Source organism: Planobacterium oryzisoli (assembly GCF_015354315.1).
Taxonomy (GTDB): Bacteria; Bacteroidota; Bacteroidia; order Flavobacteriales; family Weeksellaceae; genus Planobacterium_A; species Planobacterium_A oryzisoli.
The window spans coordinates 61,965-81,118 of sequence record NZ_JADKYY010000011.1 but is presented as its reverse complement, the minus strand read 5'-3'; the positions used below and the strand labels follow the sequence as shown (position 1 = coordinate 81,118).

Annotated in this window: 16 protein-coding genes; 5 read left to right on the top strand and 11 right to left on the bottom strand. The window is 40.9% G+C overall.

Annotated features, from left to right (window positions below; translation table 11 throughout):
- Positions 1 to 261: 261 nt before the first annotated feature.
- The 8 genes from IC612_RS08830 to topA form a co-directional block, all read right to left on the bottom strand.
- Positions 262 to 948 carry a hypothetical protein gene (locus IC612_RS08830; protein WP_194739823.1) on the bottom strand — a complete coding sequence of 229 codons (687 nt, stop codon included), beginning with the start codon at positions 946 to 948 and terminating at the stop codon, positions 262 to 264.
- Entirely contained in the window at positions 945 to 1,826 is an 882-nt protein-coding gene (gene rfbD / locus IC612_RS08825; protein ID WP_194739822.1) for a dTDP-4-dehydrorhamnose reductase, read from the bottom strand. Before rfbD ends, IC612_RS08830 begins: the two co-directional genes overlap by 4 nt.
- Positions 1,813 to 2,301: an acyl-CoA thioesterase gene (locus tag IC612_RS08820; RefSeq protein ID WP_194739821.1), complete on the bottom strand. Its 489-nt coding sequence runs from the start codon at positions 2,299 to 2,301 to the stop codon at positions 1,813 to 1,815. The genes rfbD and IC612_RS08820 overlap by 14 nt, the downstream gene beginning before the upstream one ends.
- A 61-nt stretch (positions 2,302 to 2,362) precedes the next feature.
- Positions 2,363 to 2,863: an OmpH family outer membrane protein gene (locus tag IC612_RS08815; RefSeq protein ID WP_194739820.1), complete on the bottom strand. Its 501-nt coding sequence runs from the start codon at positions 2,861 to 2,863 to the stop codon at positions 2,363 to 2,365.
- Positions 2,864 to 2,944: 81 nt separating this feature from the next.
- Positions 2,945 to 5,494 carry a BamA/OMP85 family outer membrane protein gene (locus IC612_RS08810; protein ID WP_194739819.1) on the bottom strand — a complete coding sequence of 850 codons (2,550 nt, stop codon included), beginning with the start codon at positions 5,492 to 5,494 and terminating at the stop codon, positions 2,945 to 2,947.
- Positions 5,495 to 5,517: 23 nt separating this feature from the next.
- Positions 5,518 to 6,273, bottom strand: a complete 756-nt coding sequence (uppS, locus tag IC612_RS08805; protein ID WP_194739818.1) for a polyprenyl diphosphate synthase — start codon at positions 6,271 to 6,273, stop codon at positions 5,518 to 5,520.
- Positions 6,274 to 6,540: 267 nt separating this feature from the next.
- Positions 6,541 to 7,620 (bottom strand): arginase family protein, encoded by a 1,080-nt coding sequence (locus IC612_RS08800; RefSeq protein WP_194739817.1) that lies wholly within the window; start codon positions 7,618 to 7,620, stop codon positions 6,541 to 6,543.
- Positions 7,621 to 7,741: 121 nt separating this feature from the next.
- Positions 7,742 to 10,348, bottom strand: coding sequence for a type I DNA topoisomerase (topA, locus tag IC612_RS08795; protein WP_194739816.1), 2,607 nt, complete (start codon positions 10,346 to 10,348; stop codon positions 7,742 to 7,744).
- Positions 10,349 to 10,509: 161 nt separating this feature from the next.
- Here topA and IC612_RS08790 point away from each other — a divergent pair, with 161 nt between their 5' ends.
- From IC612_RS08790 to trpS, 5 genes are all read left to right on the top strand, one after another.
- Positions 10,510 to 11,007, top strand: coding sequence for a DUF2062 domain-containing protein (locus IC612_RS08790; protein ID WP_194739815.1), 498 nt, complete (start codon positions 10,510 to 10,512; stop codon positions 11,005 to 11,007).
- A gap of 78 nt (positions 11,008 to 11,085) precedes the next feature.
- Positions 11,086 to 14,484 (top strand): isoleucine--tRNA ligase, encoded by a 3,399-nt coding sequence (ileS, locus tag IC612_RS08785; RefSeq protein WP_194739814.1) that lies wholly within the window; start codon positions 11,086 to 11,088, stop codon positions 14,482 to 14,484.
- Positions 14,485 to 14,529: 45 nt separating this feature from the next.
- Positions 14,530 to 14,910, top strand: a complete 381-nt coding sequence (locus IC612_RS08780; RefSeq protein WP_194739813.1) for a TraR/DksA family transcriptional regulator — start codon at positions 14,530 to 14,532, stop codon at positions 14,908 to 14,910.
- Between the two features lie 65 nt (positions 14,911 to 14,975).
- On the top strand, positions 14,976 to 15,623 hold the full coding sequence (locus IC612_RS08775; protein ID WP_194739812.1) for a lipoprotein signal peptidase: 648 nt from the start codon (positions 14,976 to 14,978) through the stop codon (positions 15,621 to 15,623).
- Between the two features lie 23 nt (positions 15,624 to 15,646).
- Positions 15,647 to 16,615 (top strand): tryptophan--tRNA ligase, encoded by a 969-nt coding sequence (trpS, locus tag IC612_RS08770; RefSeq protein ID WP_194739811.1) that lies wholly within the window; start codon positions 15,647 to 15,649, stop codon positions 16,613 to 16,615.
- 5 nt (positions 16,616 to 16,620) lie between these two features.
- Here the strand turns inward: trpS and IC612_RS08765 are convergent, their stop codons facing one another.
- The 3 genes from IC612_RS08765 to metK are packed head-to-tail and all read right to left on the bottom strand — an operon-like array spanning position 16,621 to position 19,145.
- The gene (locus IC612_RS08765; protein WP_194739810.1) at positions 16,621 to 17,313 is read right to left on the bottom strand and encodes a YjjG family noncanonical pyrimidine nucleotidase; all 693 of its coding nucleotides are present in this window, start codon (positions 17,311 to 17,313) and stop codon (positions 16,621 to 16,623) included.
- A gap of 17 nt (positions 17,314 to 17,330) precedes the next feature.
- Entirely contained in the window at positions 17,331 to 17,813 is a 483-nt protein-coding gene (locus IC612_RS08760) for a hypothetical protein (RefSeq protein ID WP_194739809.1), read from the bottom strand.
- Positions 17,814 to 17,861: 48 nt separating this feature from the next.
- Positions 17,862 to 19,145, bottom strand: coding sequence for a methionine adenosyltransferase (gene metK / locus IC612_RS08755; RefSeq protein WP_194739808.1), 1,284 nt, complete (start codon positions 19,143 to 19,145; stop codon positions 17,862 to 17,864).
- Between the last annotated feature and the right edge of the window lie 9 nt (positions 19,146 to 19,154).

Below are 19,154 nucleotides of genomic sequence, written 5' to 3'. Positions count from 1 at the left end.
TGAAAAAAATTTTGAGATTCTTTCGAAGACCAAACGCCCTCTCTTATCCCTAACTCCTTTCCTAATTCAATCATCTACTCCTGCGCTCCTACCTTCTTTCGATTTCGGATTGCAAAGATACGCGTTTTCTCTCTCCTTCCAAATTATACTGCACTTTTTCACTCAAATAAAACGTAACTTTTTGACTATTAGAAAGAAAAATTTACACCTAAAAAAAACACATTCCCTTTATTGTAGAAGTTTGATCGCAGAGTGAAGAGATTACTGTTGGATCGAATGATTATCTATACTGTATAATTGCGTGAGAAAATAGCCAAATCTATTTTCTAGAATTTGCAAATCTCCTGACTTTATTTTTAACCCTCCTTCTGGAGCGCCGTGATTTACACTTATCCCACCCTTCAATATTCGAAGAAACTGTACTGGTTGATTTTCTTTGTAACTTAGATTTATCTTGCTCCCTAAAAATCCACCGGATGCAATATCCATTGTTTCTCCAGGACTAAGTACGAATCTTCGAAATGATTTTGGCGGAAGATTTGTTTTAGTACCATTAACAGTGACACGTTGCTTCTCAGATGAAGAAGATATAAGATATACTACATTTTCCTCTTTTTTATAAGACTGCACGTAATAAAGAGACAAATAAAAATGGTTAGGGTTAAATGTTGTGACACCTTCCAAACTTTCTATGGGTTGCCACAAGTAGGCATTGGCTCCGATCTGCTTTGATTTATCTAATACCTTATTAAAAAGCATCGCCTCATCTTCAGTAGCACCCCAAATTTCCAATTCTCCTAAATACTTATATTCCTTCTGTAACGAATCTAATTTATAGAATGCGGTGGACCCTTCCGGTCCTACGGACTCGGCTTTACTAAGACGTACTTGCTGGGCCTTTCCACACACAAACATGCTTAGTGTTATTGTCAATACTAATTTTCTCATAACTCCAATTCTTCTAAAGCGTGCAAACATTGCTCTAAACTATTTTCCCAATAAGGGGACTGCACTCCATAGCATTTCTCAATCTTATCTAAACTAAGTGTACTTCGCAAAGGACGTTTTGCAACTGTGGGAAATACAGAGGAATCAACAGGATGGATCACAATCTTGGATCCCGACAATTTCTTAATCTGCGTTGCGAAATCAAACCAAGTTGTTTCTCCAAAATTGGAATAATGGAAAACTCCATAGGTTTTCCTTTCACAAGAGATGATATCCATTAGCACTTGTGCAAGATCTACCGCATAGGTTGGTTGACCATACTGGTCACTTACTACTTGAATTTCCTTTTTATTGGTAAAAAGGTGGAGCATGGTTTTCACAAAATTTTTACCAAATTCAGAGTACAACCAGGAAGTCCTTACAACAATAGTTTTATCCCACTGCTCCAGGGCCCACTGTTCGCCTTGCAATTTAGACGCTCCATAAACACTCTGCGGGCTTGTGAAATTATCTTCATCGTAAGCAATACGGGTATCACCATCAAATACGTAGTCCGTTGAGACGTGTATGAGGGTACAGTTAAATTCACTGCAAACGACGGCCAAATTTCTTGGCCCATCTGCATTGACTGCAAACGCATCCTCTGGCTCAGACTCCGCCAGGTCCACAGCCGTGTACGCAGAGGTATTAATACAATACGCTGGCTTATGCCGTTCAAAGCTATCCTTAACAGAACTTTCTTCTCGCACGTCCATTTCTTCGGAAGAAACAAAGCGAAACTCATAGCGCTCCAAATAGTATTCGCTTATTTTTTCAATACATTGTGCTAACTGTCCTTTTGCACCTACTACTAATATAACGGGATTATTTACCAGCATGCTTGTTTAGTTTTCTTAAATATTCTGTTCTACTCTGAAAATCCTTTTGCTCTAGCTCCACATGGAACTTCTCAAATAATTTTCTTGTCTCTGCAGGGTGTACCTCGGAGCGCCGTGTTTTCAAATTAAAATAGATAACGGTAATCCAAAGAACGGCATGCACTATGGATTCATCCTCACTTTTCATTAAGATCTCCACTTTGGAGACGCGGTCCCCAATCTCTATCGTTTTACTGGAGATAACCACCCGCGCATTATAGCGCACTTCTTTTAAATAAGCAATCTCATTCTGAATGGCTATCCAAGTGCAACCCGTTTTCTTTGTATACTGTTCGTAAGTGAACCCATAAAACTGCTCGACATGATCTTCTCGGGCATTAAGCATATACTCCAGGTATTTTACATTATTGAGATGACCGATTGGATCACAGTCACTGAAACGCACTTTTACGCTTGTAGATACTTCTTTAATCATATAGCAAAAATAAAAAAAACCACCCTCTTCAAAGGATGGTTTTGTCGTAAGGAAATAGTAATTAAAGTCCTAATTCTTTTTTAACCGCTGCGGTCGCATCTGGACCAGCTTTGTATATTAGACCCATACTATTGGCATCAAATATAAACTCCCAGCCATTAGCTTTTGCAGCTCTGGTAAGGGCATCATTGAATTTCTTCTCAATCGGTCCGTATGCAGCATCTGTTTTTTCGCCCAGATCCTTCTGTGCGGCAGCTTGCATCTGGCGAACTTTTTCCTGCATTTTCTGAATTTCCGCATCGCGCTGCTCATTTACCTGAGGTGTTTGCTTTGGTGCTTCTTCAGAGTATTTCTTGAATAGATCTTGCACTTTAGCAATTTCTTTTTCAATCTCCGCCTTCTTCGTGTTGTTAAGAGCCATCAGTTGCTCATCCGCTTTTATTTTTTCTGGCATCAAATTAAGCACCGCCTGTAAATCCAGGGACGCTACTTTCTGGGCCTTTGCAAATCCTACTGACATAAACATCATTACCGCTGCAAATAATACACTTAATTTTTTCATAATGGGTTGTTAATTATATTCTTGTTTAAATTTTACTAGTTGTTGGATGTTTTTTCTACCCTAAGGTTAAAAATAATCCAATTATAAAGATTGGTTCATTAAGAAGTGTGTCTTCCATCCAGATGCGTCAGGAGAACCTAATGTCTTATCAAAACCATAGGCAAAATCAAATCCAATCAGACCGAATGCACCCATATATACGCGGACTCCAACACCCGCAGAACGCTTCAGCTGAAAAGGATTGTAGGAACCCCAGGAATTCCACGCATTACCGCCTTCTACAAAACCTAACGCAAAAATCTTGGCTGTCTGGTTTAGTGAGATTGGATACCGAAGCTCGGCAGAGAAACGATTATAAATCGTGGCACCACCGTATGGTGTCACATCGTAAGGAGAACTTGATGTATAACCTGTTGTGGAAGCATTTTCATATCCTCTAAGCGGAATAAGCTCTCTTCCATCAAATCTTCCTCCAAACAGCCCGGTTCCTCCTACATAGAAGCGCTCAAACGGCGGAGCTCCTAGTTCGCTATTGTATCCGTCCATAAAGCCCATCTCGGCAGTACTTCGAAGTACTAATTTCCCAACTATAGTATTATAGGTGTCCGCTTTTAGTTTCACTTTATAGAATTCCATCCACTCGTATTTCTCTACTGGAGTGAGTGTCGAATAATCTTTATTATTAAGGGCACTGTACGGAGGAGTGAATTTCACTGAGGCCTCCAAATTAGACCCTGTTGTAGGAAATATCGGATCAAAACCTGCGGAATTCCGACTTAAAGTAACATTAAAGGAGAAATTCTTTGCTGTTCCATTTGTCTCGGTAGTGTTTCCAAACTGGAAAGGATAATTCTCAAAATCGTAGCTTTGGTACTGAACGCCCGTGTAGAGAGAGAACCAATCATCCGGCCAACTCAATCGGCGATTCAACCCTGCATTGGCTGAAAAAATACCTAATTTCTGATCTGCTCCAGAAAGATCCCTATAGTTCACGCGCGAATAGTTAGCACCCACAGACAATGCGGTCGGCCTGCTTCCGTAAAGCCATGGTTCTACGAAACTGATTCCATAATTCTGAAAATACTGTCCCGCCTGCGCCTGAATGGAAAACGTTTGTCCGTCTCCTTGCGGAACAGGTTTGAAGTCTTTTAATTTCAGAAAGTTACGAAGTGAGAAGTTATTGAATGTTAGTCCAAGAGTTCCAATAAAGGAATTTCCGCCATAGCCAGCTTGAAGCTGCACCTGGGATGATCCCTTTTCCACCACAGTCCAATGCATATTTACTGTGTTGTCTTGAGGGTTAGGAAGTACTTCCTGACCCAGTTGTTGAGGGTCAAAATAAGGTAGTCCTGCAAGGGTAAAATAGGTTCTCTTTATCATGGACTTGGAAAACAAATCCCCTGGCTTTGTCTCTAATGCTCTTAATATCACATGGTCATGTGTAGTGGTGTTACCCGACCAGGTCACTCTGTTCCAAGTAGCTTTCTCTCCCTCATTGATACGGATTTCCAAGTTAATAGAATCTCCTACTACCGATTTTTCAACTGGTACAACTTGGGAAAACAAGAATCCGTTATTTAAATACAGTGATTTGATATCCGAATCATCTTCTTTTCCACCATCTTCACCCACTTTTTTATTGAATCCTACTGCATCGTAGATATCACCCGACTTATATCCAAGTAGCTTTTGAAGAACTTCTGTAGAATAGGTTGTATTCCCTAAGAAAGTAATATCACCAATATAGTACTTCTTTCCTTCATTGAGCTTTACATTGATTTCGTAATTGTTGTTGTTATTTCTCCACACAGAATCCGACACAATTGCTGCATCTCTAAACCCTAACGATTGGTAGTAGTTTATGAGGTTAATTTTATCTTCTTCGTATTTTTCTTTGATAAACTTGGAGCTTTTTAATATCCCTCCAATTCCAAATCTTTTTTGCTTGGTTTCTTTGAAACCTTTTTTCCGTAATTTTTTATCGGAAACATTGTCGTTTCCTTCGAATTCAATATGGTCGATTTTTATCCTTTTCCCACGGTCGACTTCAATGGCCCAATCTACTAGGTTGGGATCATTTGCATTGACTTTATCCTGGATTGTGATGTTAGCATCTGCATATCCCTTGTTTATATAATCCTGTGGTATTTTAGACTTAAGGGTAGATACAAGATTATTGGTGATTTTAGTCCCTGGCTTGAGATTGTAGTCTTTGACCATTTTTTCCTGCTTGGATTTGGTAACCCCCTTACCGGAGAACTTCACCTCACCCAACTCTTTAAGGTCCTCCAGTCGGAACCTTAGTACAACCTGCTCCCCTTCTACGCTTTCCACATACACTTCCACTACTGAAAATATATTTTGTTCCCATAGACGCTTGATAGCATTGCTTATTCTCTGTCCTGGGATTTCTACCTGCTCATTTTTGTTAAGCCCCGTAAAACGAAGGATTTGAGCGGGTGAATATTTTTGTACGCCATCAATCACGATATCTTTAAGGAAATACGTGCCCGGATCCTTTGCTGCTACACTCTGAGCGGCTACTGCGGTACTATCTTGGGGCTCTGTAACCTGACCATAAAAATGCGCTGATGCGGCAAACATGATGATGGGTATGAATTTTAATTTCATTCTTCTATTAGTCTAAACGGTCTCTAAATCTTCTTTTCTTCTAACTGTTCACTGATCTTGCCATATCTGCGTTCCTTTTGTTGATACGCGACGATACATTTGAAAAACTCATCCCTATTAAAATCCGGCCATAGAATATCCAAAAATTGGAGTTCTGCATAGGCAATCTGCCAAAGGAGAAAATTACTGATCCTGATCTCTCCACTGGTTCGGATAAGCAGATCTACTGGAGGAAACTCGCTGGTATACAAATGTTTTTCAAAATAAGCTTCATCAATATCCTTGGGGTCAATCTCGCCCGCTTTCACCTTAGTGCTGATTTTTCTAACAGCAGAGAGTATTTCATCCTGGGAACCATAGCTCAGGGCTAAAATGAGATTTCCATTTTGATTATCCTTGGTCAAATCCATTAGATTTAACAGCTGGTCCTTAACCAGTTCAGGCAACTTATCAAGGTCCCCAATCACGTGAAGTCTTAATCCTTTATTATAGATATCCTCTGCCTCCTGCATGAGAGTCTCTGAAAGGAGCGACATTAGGCTATGGACCTCGTCTTCTGGCCTCTTCCAGTTTTCAGAAGAGAAGGTGTATAAGGTAAGATAAGGAATATGAATTTCATTGCAAGCATTGATGGCATCCCGAACAGCGGTTATGGCATGTCGGTGTCCGAATGTGCGCTCCTTCCCCCGTTCTTTTGCCCAGCGTCCGTTTCCGTCCATAATGATGGCAACATGCTTAGGCAGCTTTTCCAGGTTTATTTCATCTTTAAATCTACTCATTCATCTACAAGGGTTTGTGTCGCGCACTACACTCAATCTTCAATCTCGGTGTCGAGAAATGTAACTGCTGCTTTTACTCAATCCAACTGTTCACAATACTATATAGAAAAGCTGAAAGCTGCCTTGAACCTAGCAGTACAAGTGTTTGATCAAATTGCTGCAAATATAAAACATTTTTATCTTAAGGAAATTCTTAAGATTTAGTTAAATAAAAATAAATTGTTATTAATGAAATGGCCTGATTATCTGCTTTTTTTGAAAAAAAAATTATAATGAGCGTCGTAGTAGTCCGGGCGGCATAAATCCCGCTTTGGCTTCAGTGTAATCCTGGTATCGGCAAGGTATCCACTGCGTGGAATCTTCTCCTTGACCAAAGTACCATTTCGAAGAGAAAGTATCTCTATGAAATGTCCACTGACCCAAATCATTAAGGACATGGTAGGTTTCATACAACCGGCTTTTAGGGTGAGACCTTTGTATATTTACACCTTCAATAAAGTGCCAGACCATTTGCGCGCACAATTGGTGATTCTGCCAATTCCCTGAATCTAAATCTAGATCGAAAATACCCACTGTCCGTATATTCTCCCCTAGACCCATCTCCTTAAAATAAGCCATCGTCTCTCTACGGTTCAGCCCGTTGATTTGCGGGGATAGAGAAACACCTACTGCATCACTTTGCATTACATCGGCACTAAAACTCACCACATGTGCGTGGCGAAGTAATGGTTCGGCATTATCGGTTCCATTCATCAGTTCTGCAAGTCGCAGAGTCTCAAACTCAACTTCTCTAAGAAGGCTGATTGATTCCGGAGCATTCAGGTGTTTTTGGTGTCCTAAATGGCAAAGTGCTTTCAATCCTATGTCCTGGGAACTAACTGTTCTTGTCAAGAAGTTTTGTACCGAAAGGGATTTCTCATCGTCCTGCAGGGATACACGACTGGAGAACCTGGCAAGCATCATGTTCTTTTCTGACTGTGCTAATGAACGGAGTAGAAAATAGGTTAAATCGCTTGATCCTCCAATTACCATAGGCAGCATCTGATGTGTGTGGCAGAAAACCAAAAATTCTTCCAATACATAACAGCTGTCTTCATAGGTACGACCAGAAATCAAATCACCCGCGTCGAAGACAGGCACATGAAAATCTAGTTTGGAAAGCTTATATAATTGGCGTCGTATGCCACTAAAATCCATGGGTTCCGCTCCCATTCCATAGCCTCTAAGCTCAGAAACAAAAATGAGTGCTATTCCCCCAGGACAAGGTGCCTTCTCAATTATACTTCCTAATTGCCACGTCTCCGTTTTAATGGGACTGGGGGACGCTAAAAAATCCTCGAAATTCATAATATATCTAAATGGTACTGGCAAATATAAAAAAAGCCTTCCGTCTCGATGGACTGTCCCAAAAACGTGTTTGACTTCTTTGGGGCAACCGGTGCACGGAAGGCTCAACTAAAACGATTGGCTACTTAGCTTTTTTCTTAACCGCAGTGCTCGTCTTCTTTTTCACTGTTTTTTTTACCGCTGACTTTTTTACCGCACTTTTCTTAGCAGCTTTTTTCTCCTGAAATGCTTTGGGATCTTGTTCTTTAATCCAGTCCTTGACCTGTTCAAGTGAAATTTCCTTAAGCTCCTCAATAGAATATTTTTCTCCTGCACTCGATTTAGGAATTTTAAAATTATTCTTTCCCATTTTTATGAACGGTCCCCAACGCCCATTTTCTACGGCAATTGATTCCTCCGGCCATTGTTTGATATAGCGGTTTGCCTCCTTTTGGAGCTTGGCCTCAATCAACTCTTGAATATCCTCTTTGGAGAGATTGTCAAAATCGTATTTCTTTGGCACATTTATGAAATAGTCTTGGTACTTGATAAACGGACCAAAACGACCGCTACCCTTAGTAACTGGATTTCCTTTATAATTATCAATAGGTGCATCCGCACGCTTTTTCTCTTCTATAAGCTCTTGAGCACGCTGTTGATCTACGGATAATGGATCTTCATTCTTGGGAATACTGACATAAGTGTCTCCCCACTTTACATACGGTCCGAAACGTCCTACACCCACCATTACATCCTGCCCGTCAATGGGATTCAAATTAAATGGAAGTTTAAAAAGCTCTAGAGCTTCCTCTAGTGAGATAGTTGCAATATTCTGATCGGCCATTAGACTGGCAAATACAGGTTTCACTTCATCGTCCTGTTCCCCCATCTGAATCATGGCACCGTATCTTCCCATCCGGGCATACACGTTGCGCCCTGATTTGGGATCTATACCCAAATGCCTCTCACCGGTAGCTCTGTCTGCATTTTGTTCCACTTCTTCAATGCGTGGGTGAAAGAAGGCATAAAACTTACTCATGACATCTTTCCAAGACTGCCCCCCATTAGCTATCTCGTCAAATTCCTGTTCAACCCTTGCTGTAAATCCATAATCCAAGATTTCAGCGAAATTTTCGGTTAAGAATTCGTTGACTACTTCGCCAATGTCGGTTGGCACAAATTTATTCTTGTCTCCTCCATAGTTCTCCACTAATGCTTTCTTAGTGATTTCCTTTTCAAGAATAAGTGTATTGATAGTACGCTGCAAAGGTGCAATTTCTCTCTTATCTACATATCCGCGATTCTGGATAGTCTGGATGGTAGGAGCATAAGTAGAAGGCCTGCCGATACCCAGCTCTTCAAGTTTTTTCACCAACCCTGCTTCCGTATAACGTGCTGGTGGTCTTGTGAATTTTTGCGTTGCAGTTATTTGGTTATAGGAAAGCTCCTGCCCTTCAATAACTTTAGGCAAGAGTCCTTCAACTACGCCCTCAGATACCTCCTCATCTTCATTTTTGTGAATTCCATAGGCTTTTAAAAACCCTTCAAATACAATCACCTCTCCAGTGGCCTCAAAATGAGTATTAACGCTATTAGAAAGAATGCTTTTAGCTTTTGAATCTAAATCGATGCTTATAATGGTCCTTTCGATTTTAGCATTGCTCATCTGCGAAGCTAAGGTGCGTCGGTAAATTAACTGATACAGTTTATTGAGTTGGGCGTCTCCAATGGATTTAACAGAAAAATCCGTAGGACGGATTGCCTCGTGGGCTTCCTGAGCTGAAGAAGATTTGGTTGTGAAATTTTTGGGATTCGAATATTCTGTACCGAATTCGCTCTCTATTTGCGATTTTGCACCGTCAATAGCTTCCTTGGACAGGTTCACACTGTCGGTTCTCATATAGGTGATGAATCCTTCCTCATAAAGCCTCTGCGCCAAGCGCATCGTGGTTGTCACATTATATCCTAATCGAGATGAAGCTTCCTGCTGCAATGTGGAAGTGGTGAATGGGGCCGAAGCACTGCGGGTACCTGGCTTGGTTTCCACTGCACGCACTATAAAGTCCTTACCTTTCCACAGTTCTAAGTGCTCCCTAGCTTGTTCTTCACTTTGTAGATCTGATTTTAACTTCGCATTAATAGACTGATTATCCTTTGTCTTAAAAACACCATCAATCTTATAAGAAAAAGACGGAGAAAATTCCCGAATTTGCTTTTCTCGTTCCACCACAAGCCGCACAGCCACAGACTGTACTCGGCCAGCTGAAAGTCCAGTTTTGACTTTTTTCCATAACACGGGGGACATTTCAAACCCAACAATACGGTCTAAGACGCGTCGCGCCTGTTGGGCGTTCACAAGATCTTGGTTTATCCTTCGTGGATTATCGATAGCTTTTAGAATAGCATTTTTTGTGATTTCATGGAAGACAATTCTGCGGGTACTATCCAAGTCAAGTTTTAGTTCATTTGCCAAATGCCATGCAATAGCCTCTCCCTCACGGTCTTCATCGGAAGCCAACCAAACGGTCTGCGCTTTCTTCACCGCCTCTTTCAACTCCGCAACTACTTTCTTCTTATCGGCTGACACCTCATAATCTGGCGAAAAGGTTGTCAAATCGATACCCATACCTTTCTTAGGCAAATCTCTAATATGTCCAAAACTAGATTTAACTTGAAAATCCTTACCAAGGTATTTTTCAATCGTTTTAGCTTTGGCGGGTGACTCGACGATCACTAAATTCTTTGACATCCATTAAATTTTTGCAAAAGTAGAGCTTTTTTTATTTGTGCACATTTTGCTGTAACTCAGATCCAAAAAATAAACGTTTACTTTCGGGTCATCAACTTTAAAATCTGGTCTTCCAGAAAGTGCAGAACGGTAATGTGTATCTTTACAAAAGTATTATAGATATGTTCGCCAAAATAAAAAACGCTTTAAGCAGCCAGAGAGTATTTTACCGCTACTACCGTAGAAAAGGGTGGAAACGTTTTGTAAAGGAGAACATACTGGAAACCAATGCTCCTAACTACATCAAGGCCCAATCCATCGCCCTGGGACTTTTTATTGGTTTTTCACCATTTTGGGGACTTCATACTTTTCTGGTGGTTTTTCTTGCCAGTACCCTGAAATTGAATAAAATGTTAAGTTTTATTGCTTCCCAAATTGCATTTCCTCCCCTTGTCCCCTTTATCATATATGGATCGATTGTAACTGGACGTCAGTTTATTGGTGGTGAAAATCCCGTTGCGCTTAACGACGTAGGAATTGAAGACATCAAAAGAAATGTCCTACAATATCTAGTGGGAGGCATGTTATGGGCTACAGTAATAAGTCTTATCGGAGGCTTGGTAAGTTATGTTCTGCTAACACGTCTTCAGCCTGAAAACAAGGCGATTCGCAATAAATAAAGCCTGCTTCATTTTGTTAATTTTTCGACAAATTTCCTTATCTTCGCACACTTAAATTAAGCAGAGAAAACCTTGAAAATGAAGAAGTTTACTGAATATCCTCAATTAGACCTGAACACAGTAGCAACGGACTCCTTAAAATTTTGGAAAGAAAACGATACATTTAAAAAATCCATCGAAATCCGTCAGGGACAGCCTGAGTATATTTTTTACGAAGGTCCACCTTCTGCTAATGGCATGCCTGGTATCCACCACGTAATGGCACGCACCATAAAAGATATCTTTTGTCGTTTCCATACCCAACAAGGGAAGAAGGTTTTCCGTAAGGCAGGATGGGACACCCATGGTCTACCCATTGAATTAGGTGTGGAAAAAGAACTTGGGATCACAAAAGAGGATATTGGTACTAAGATATCTATTGAGGACTACAATAAAGCTTGTAGGGAAGCGGTTATGAAATATACCGATGTATGGAATGATCTAACCGAGAAAATTGGCTATTGGGTAGACTTATCAGATCCATATATCACTTACGAATCCAAATACATGGAAACCGTGTGGTGGCTTCTAAAACAACTAGACGAAAAAAACCTCCTATATAAAGGGTATACCATACAGCCCTACAGTCCTAAAGCAGGAACCGGGCTTTCATCCCATGAGCTTAATCAACCCGGAACCTATCGGGATGTTACAGACACTACGGTAACGGCGCAGTTTGAAATCACCTCGCCCAGCCATGCACTTGCGGCACTAACCGACAACACAGTTCCATTATTTGCTCTTGCCTGGACTACTACCCCGTGGACATTGCCTTCAAATACTGCACTTGCCGTGGGACCCAACATACGTTATGTCCTTATTCAAACGTATAACCAATATACATTTCTACCGATACGCGTTCTGCTCGCAGAAGATTTATTGGAAAAGAACTTAGGGAAAAAATTCTCGCAAGTCTCCAAGGAAGAAATAGAAAACTACACTGCTGAAGACAAGACAATACCCTACACTGTACTAGGACATCTCTCAGGAGAAGACTTAGTAGGTTCCGTATACAGACAGTTGGTGCCATGGTTCCAGCCCCATGAGAGACCATCCGACGCATTTCGTATTATACCGGGAGACTACGTTACCACGGAAGACGGAACTGGAATTGTCCATATTGCTCCTACATTCGGTGCTGACGATGCCAGGGTCGCCAAAGATAATGGAATCCCTGCCCTTTTAATAAAAGATGCGTCGGGAGTCCTTGTTCCTCTAATTGACCTACAAGGCAAATTTGTAGACGACGAAAGAGTGCCTTCCACTTGGCGAGGAAAATATATTAAAAATGAGTATTACGACCAGAATGCGCCTGAAAAATCATGGGATGTCGAATTAGCTATCATGCTTAAAACCCAAAACCAAGCTTTCAAAGTCGAGAAATACGTCCACAGTTACCCACATTGTTGGAGAACGGACAAACCGGTTCTTTATTATCCCTTAGATTCCTGGTTTGTAAAAATGTCGGCAGTAAAGGACCGATTGGTAGAATTAAATACACAGATTAACTGGAAACCAAAGTCGACCGGTGAAGGCAGATTTGCCAACTGGTTGGAAAATGTCAATGACTGGAATTTATCACGTTCCAGATACTGGGGAATACCACTACCTATTTGGAGAACCGAAGATTCCAAGGAGCAAATTGTAATTGGTTCAGTGGAGCAATTGCTTATCGAGATTGAAAAATCCGTGGCTGCAGGTATCATGACCCATAATCCGTATGCAGATTTTGAGCCGGGCAATATGTCCGCTTCGAATTATGCTAAAGTAGATTTGCATAAGAACCATGTGGACCAGATCGTACTGGTATCGGATTCAGGCAAGGCTATGCACAGAGAGTCCGACTTAATCGATGTTTGGTTTGATTCTGGTTCTATGCCCTATGCACAACTACATTATCCTTTTGAAAACAAGGAATTGATCGATTCTAAAAAAGCATTTCCAGCAGACTTTATAGCGGAGGGAGTGGATCAAACACGGGGTTGGTTCTACACTCTACACGCAATTGCAACTACTGTATTTGACAGTGTGGCCTACAAGAATGTGGTTTCGAACGGGCTAGTACTAGATAAGAATGGACAAAAAATGTCCAAACGCTTAGGCAATGCGGTGGACCCCTTCGAAACTCTAAATAAATACGGCCCTGATGCTACGCGATGGTACATGATTTCCAATGCCAATCCATGGGAAAATCTCAAATTTGATGTAGAAGGAATTGATGAGGTTCGAAGAAAATTTTTCGGAACCCTGTATAATACGTACTCGTTTTTTGCGCTCTATGCTAACGTAGATGGATTCACTTACCAGGAAGATGATATTGAAAGCCGACCAGAAATTGACCGTTGGATTCTTTCCGAGTTACAGCTTTTAATTCAGGAAGTCACTGCCTTTTATAAGGATTATGAGCCTACCAAAGCGGCCAGAGCCATAAATTTATTTGTGAACGATAATTTAAGTAACTGGTATGTGCGGCTTTGCAGAAGAAGATTTTGGAAGGGTGAATATTCGCAGGACAAGATCTCAGCCTATCAAACACTATACACTTGCCTAATGAGTGTAGCAAAAATCTCTGCTCCAATCGCTCCATTTTTCATGGAGCAACTCTATAGGGATCTAAACCTTGTTACAAAAAAAGAAAAAGAAGAATCCGTACATTTGACTCTATTCCCTGAGCCGAACCTAGAAATGATTGATTATGAGCTGGTTGAGAAAACACAACTTGCTCAAACTATCACTTCCATGGTGTTCTCTCTCAGGAAGAAGGAGAACATCAAGGTCAGACAGCCCTTGTCCAAAGTTATGATTCCGATACTGGAATCAAGGACCGAAAAATTGATTTCTGATGTGAGCGAACTTATTAAGCAAGAAGTTAATGTAAAGCATATTGAAATCATAGGAGCCTCCGAGGCAGCAGCACTTATCATAAAACAAGTAAAACCTAACTTTAAAACTCTTGGACCAAAACTGGGCAAAGACATGAAAAAAATTGCGCAGCAATTAGAAAATTTCAGCTCAGAGCAGATTTCTCAACTAGAGAAAAACGGTCACGTGGAATTAGAAGGCTACACACTGGATTTGCAGGATGTAGAAATACGTACCAAGGACATACCTGGATGGACCATGGCGACTGAAGGCAAACTTACTGTTGCATTAGACCTGACCCTTAACGAACAGTTGATTTCCGAGGGTATTTCCAGAGAATTCATCAATAGAATTCAGAATCTTCGCAAAGAAAAGGAATACAATTTAACCGACAGAATATCAATCACTTTAGAAGAATCCTGCCCTTTCAAAACTAACATTCTTGACCATACAGAACATATTTCCAGTGAGGTATTGTCGGATAAAATAGAATTTGTAAATTCACTCTCAATTTTTGAGGAGATAGAAATTGATGACATTCTATTAAAGGTGAATGTGAACAAAATAAATTATTAACAACCACACCCCGATCGGGACTGTGTACCAAACAATCGAGCAGCCATGGCAGATGAAAGACAAAGATACAGCGATGCTGATTTGCAGGAATTCAGAGAATTAATACAAGCGAAAATAGATAAAGCAGAGAAAGACCTTAGCCTAATAAACGAAAGCTTCATTAACGACCAGAACAATGGTACGGACGATACAAGTCCTACATTTAAGGCTTTTGAAGAGGGAGCTGAAACGTTAAGTAAGGAGCAAAATGCAATCTTGGCAGGGAGGCAGGAAAAATTCATTAGGGATTTGAAACATGCACTCATTCGAATCGAAAACAAAACGTACGGAGTTTGTAGAGTAACAGGTAAATTAATTCCTAAGGAACGGCTTAGAGCCGTGCCGCATGCTACGCTTAGCATAGAGGCTAAAAATATGCAACGTTAACAGAATACCGGACATTACGGCAACATAAGGTGGTGCTCCACCTTTTATTTTCAAAAACTCAACCCTTGAAAAGAATTGTTCTAGTTACTTTTCTGGTCTTATTAATAGATCAGCTATCAAAATTTTATATTAAAACAAACTTTCAGCTCGGAGAGAGCATTATGGTGTTGAACCAAGATTGGTTTCGCCTAACGTTTGTAGAAAATCCGGGGATGGCCTATGGATTTCACTTTGGGGGCCTAATTGGCAAATACTTCCTGGTCATCATCCGCATTGCGCTAATAACCGGGATGGTCTATCTATTCTCGAAATGGCTTAAGGAAGGAAATACCTCTAATTACTTAATAATCCCAATGGCAATGATCTTTGCAGGGGCGGTTGGAAACTTGATTGACGGCATGTTCTACGGCCTTATTTTCGATAGTGGTACCGTTTACGATGAGACCATTAACCGTTGGATAGATTACGGCGGAGTCTCTGAGGTTGTGCCATTTGGCCAGGGTTATTCCGACTTCATGAAAGGCTGTGTGGTGGATATGTTTCATTTTCCTATTGTCGATTGGACCGTTCCGTCTTCTTTTCCATTGCTAGGTGGAAAAAGAATTGAATTTTTTAAATATATTTTCAATGTAGCAGACGCCGCAATATCGGTGGGTGCTTTGCTTCTACTAGTGTTCCGAAAAAAAGCATTTCCTAATGGCATGGATTTCTAAGGTTCCATAAAAACAAATTATTAATGTCACGTATTTTAACAGGTATACAAGCTACAGGCACACCCCACCTGGGAAATTTACTCGGTGCGATTTATCCTGCTATAGAGCTTTCTAAAAAGAGTAACAATGAATCTTTTCTCTTCATCGCGAATCTCCATTCGTTAACACAGATAAAAGAGGGCAAAACCTTACGTCAGAATTCTTATGAGATTGCTGCCGCTTGGCTTGCATGTGGCCTGGATACCGACAGCACATATTTTTATCGACAAAGTGATATCCCTGAGGTTTGCGAACTATCGTGGTATCTCTCGTGCTTCTTCCCATACCAGAGATTAACTTTGGCACATTCCTTCAAGGATAAAGCGGACCGATTGGAAGATGTTAATGCGGGACTGTTCACGTACCCGATCCTTATGGCAGCAGATATCTTACTATATGATGCGGAAATAGTGCCGGTGGGCAAAGACCAGCTACAGCATTTGGAAATGGCAAGAGATATGGGCGCACGATTCAATCACCAAATGGGGGAGGTATTTGTACTGCCACAAGCAGAACTCCAAGAAAACACGAAATATGTTCCTGGCACCGATGGCAATAAAATGTCCAAGTCTCGAGGAAACATAATAAATATTTTCTTGCCTGAGAAGCAGCTGAAAAAACAGGTAATGAGTATTGAAACCGACAGCACCCCGTTGGAAGATCCTAAAGACCCTGATAAGGATAACGTATTTGCTATTTACCAACTTCTGGCTTCTGAAGAGCAGACGGAGAAAATGAGAGCTAATTACCTAAAGGGTAATTACGGCTATGGTCATGCCAAGACAGCTTTATACGAGCTAATTCTTGCCAAGTTTCAAAAAGAAAGGGATCTTTTCACGTACTACATGGAAAATCTGCCCGAATTGGAAGAAAAACTAATTTCAGGCGCTGCAAAGACAAGACCTATTGCCAAGCAAACCTTAGACAGGGTAAGACAGATTCTTGGTGTGTAAATATATTACAGGAGTTTTCGAATTTCTGCTAATTTATGGACCGAATTAACATTAGGTGCAGTGAACCCGTCGTTAAAAACATCAAAAAAAACGGCTCTCATCCCAAATGCTAATGCTCCCTCTATATCTGCAATCCAGTCGTCGCCGATAAAGACGCTCTCTGAGGGGTTAGCATTTGCGCGCTGCAGCGCATATTCAAATATTTCCCGCTGAGGTTTTCTCACATTAATTTCATCCGCACTGATTATGGTGGTAAAAAAGGTATCAATACCGGACTCAATACACTTACGGTTGGTTACCTCCATAAAACCATTGGAAAGTATATGGAGGGTATACCCTTTCGTGCGCAAATAATTTAAAAGTTCTTTTGCACCCTCCACCAACACATTGAATTCAATAATTTGGTCGAGAAAACCTTCTTCAAATTTTTGGGCCAATTCCATGTTATCCACACCAAAGAATAAGAAAGTATCATAAAAGCGGTGTTTTCTTAGATGGTCTTTATCAATTTCCCCATCGCGGATTTGCGCCCAGAGATTCTCGTTTATTGTAAAGTACTCCTTATGGAAATCATCAAAGCGTAGGGAATATTCCTGACCGATGGTGTACTGGTCAAAAAGTTGTTCTAAAGTAAGTTTTGCATTCGCCCGGTGGTCCCAAAGGGTATTATCCAGATCAAAAAAGACATGTTTTATCATATAGGAATACGACGCTACTATAATAGATCTTTAATAAGAACTATAGGAACGTTCAAAGTAAAATTTAAGTTTAAGCCTTGAAATTTCTTCTGCCCTTGTTCCTGGGAGCCAAGAGGGAATCCGTAGCCAGCAGTCAGATCAATCAGTCCTAAAACCGACACCCCCACTTTAGGTGCTAAATATTTGGTAGTTGCTTCCACCCCTGTTAGAAAATAATGCGAGTGGTAAACATCAACACCGCGTCTGAAATTAAAAAGAACATCCCCTTGTAGTTTCGGCATTGCCTTTACCTTGTCCTGGCTATACCCCACCAAAGCACCAGCGCCCACTCTGAATAGTACATCGTCAGTCGTTAAAAATAGGAGACGCCCACCGACTTCTCCAAATCCCATATTTTGGTAGGTAAACCCAGTGTGAACCATTCGATGCACAGTGACTTGAGCAAACTGACTGCCTGATATTATCAATCCAAGCAAAACCAACAATTTCAGAAATCTCATACACTGTATTTTAAAATAACTACTTTAATTCCTTAGAATACTGCTTCCTTAGATTCCAAATGCTCTCTTAATATCCTCTACCCTATCCAGTTTCTCCCAAGTAAAAAACTCCAAATCGTTGATAGTAATTTTCTCGGTATTAGTTCCGTTGGTAAAGGTCTTACTTCCAGTATACGGTGCACGGCCCATATGGCCATAGGCAGCGGTCTCCTGATAAATAGGATTTCTCAATTTTAGATTCTGTTCGATGGCATAAGGTCTTAAATCAAATAGCTCCAGGACTTTGACAGCGATCTCCCCATCGGTACTATTGACTTTTGAAGTACCGTAGGTGTTAACATACAAACCACAAGGTTGCGCAACCCCAATAGCATACGATACTTGAACCAAAACTTCATCAGCCACACCTGCGGCCACTAGGTTCTTCGCTATATGCCGTGTTGCGTATGCTGCGCTTCTATCTACTTTAGAAGGATCTTTACCAGAAAACGCTCCTCCACCGTGTGCTCCCTTACCACCGTAAGTATCCACTATAATCTTTCTTCCGGTCAAACCGGTGTCGCCATGAGGTCCACCGATAACAAACTTACCCGTTGGGTTAATATGATAGGTTATACTATCTGTAAACAAATCCTGAATCTCAATCTTTTGTTTTGCCTTAACTCGGGGAATAAGAATTTCAATCATATCTTTTCTTATTCTTGCTAGCATAGCTTCGTCACTTCCGAATTCATCATGCTGCGTGGAAATTACTATGGAATCGATCCGGATGGGTCTGTGATCGTCTGAATATTCAATAGTAACTTGTGACTTGGAATCAGGACGAAGGTATTTGATAGCCGAATTTTCCCTTCGAAGATTTGCAAGCTCCACCAAAAGTGCATGCGCAAGATCGAGTGCTAGAGGCATGTAATTTTCGGTCTCATTGGTTGCATAACCAAACATCATCCCTTGGTCACCGGCTCCTTGCCCATTGGCTTTTTCCTCAAAGTCACGTGAATCCACGGCACGGTCGACTCCTTGGTTGATATCAGGAGACTGTTCGTGGATTGCAGAGATAACTCCGCAAGAGTCACCGGCAAACATATATTCGCCCTTCGTATAGCCTATTTTATTAATCACCCCTCGTGCGATACTCTGCACATCAAGATAGGTTTCAGACTTAACTTCTCCGGCAAGAACTACTTGTCCGGTGGTTACTAAAGTTTCGCAAGCCACCTTAGAATTGGGGTCAAAAGCAAGAAAATGATCTATAAGCGCATCAGAAATCTGATCAGCAATTTTGTCCGGATGTCCCTCTGAAACGGATTCAGAAGTAAATAAATAGGGCATGTAATTTTT

Bases quoted from the DNA above. Each gene is read 5' to 3' on its own strand.
- IC612_RS08830 (WP_194739823.1), bottom strand. From the start codon at position 948: ATGAGAAAATTAGTATTGACAATAACACTAAGCATGTTTGTGTGTGGA.
- rfbD (WP_194739822.1), bottom strand. From the start codon at position 1,826: ATGCTGGTAAATAATCCCGTTATATTAGTAGTAGGTGCAAAAGGACAG.
- IC612_RS08820 (WP_194739821.1), bottom strand. From the start codon at position 2,301: ATGATTAAAGAAGTATCTACAAGCGTAAAAGTGCGTTTCAGTGACTGT.
- IC612_RS08815 (WP_194739820.1), bottom strand. From the start codon at position 2,863: ATGAAAAAATTAAGTGTATTATTTGCAGCGGTAATGATGTTTATGTCA.
- IC612_RS08810 (WP_194739819.1), bottom strand. From the start codon at position 5,494: ATGAAATTAAAATTCATACCCATCATCATGTTTGCCGCATCAGCGCAT.
- uppS (WP_194739818.1), bottom strand. From the start codon at position 6,273: ATGAGTAGATTTAAAGATGAAATAAACCTGGAAAAGCTGCCTAAGCAT.
- IC612_RS08800 (WP_194739817.1), bottom strand. From the start codon at position 7,620: ATGAATTTCGAGGATTTTTTAGCGTCCCCCAGTCCCATTAAAACGGAG.
- topA (WP_194739816.1), bottom strand. From the start codon at position 10,348: ATGTCAAAGAATTTAGTGATCGTCGAGTCACCCGCCAAAGCTAAAACG.
- IC612_RS08790 (WP_194739815.1), top strand. From the start codon at position 10,510: ATGTTCGCCAAAATAAAAAACGCTTTAAGCAGCCAGAGAGTATTTTAC.
- ileS (WP_194739814.1), top strand. From the start codon at position 11,086: ATGAAGAAGTTTACTGAATATCCTCAATTAGACCTGAACACAGTAGCA.
- IC612_RS08780 (WP_194739813.1), top strand. From the start codon at position 14,530: ATGGCAGATGAAAGACAAAGATACAGCGATGCTGATTTGCAGGAATTC.
- trpS (WP_194739811.1), top strand. From the start codon at position 15,647: ATGTCACGTATTTTAACAGGTATACAAGCTACAGGCACACCCCACCTG.
- IC612_RS08765 (WP_194739810.1), bottom strand. From the start codon at position 17,313: ATGATAAAACATGTCTTTTTTGATCTGGATAATACCCTTTGGGACCAC.
- IC612_RS08760 (WP_194739809.1), bottom strand. From the start codon at position 17,813: ATGAGATTTCTGAAATTGTTGGTTTTGCTTGGATTGATAATATCAGGC.
- metK (WP_194739808.1), bottom strand. From the start codon at position 19,145: ATGCCCTATTTATTTACTTCTGAATCCGTTTCAGAGGGACATCCGGAC.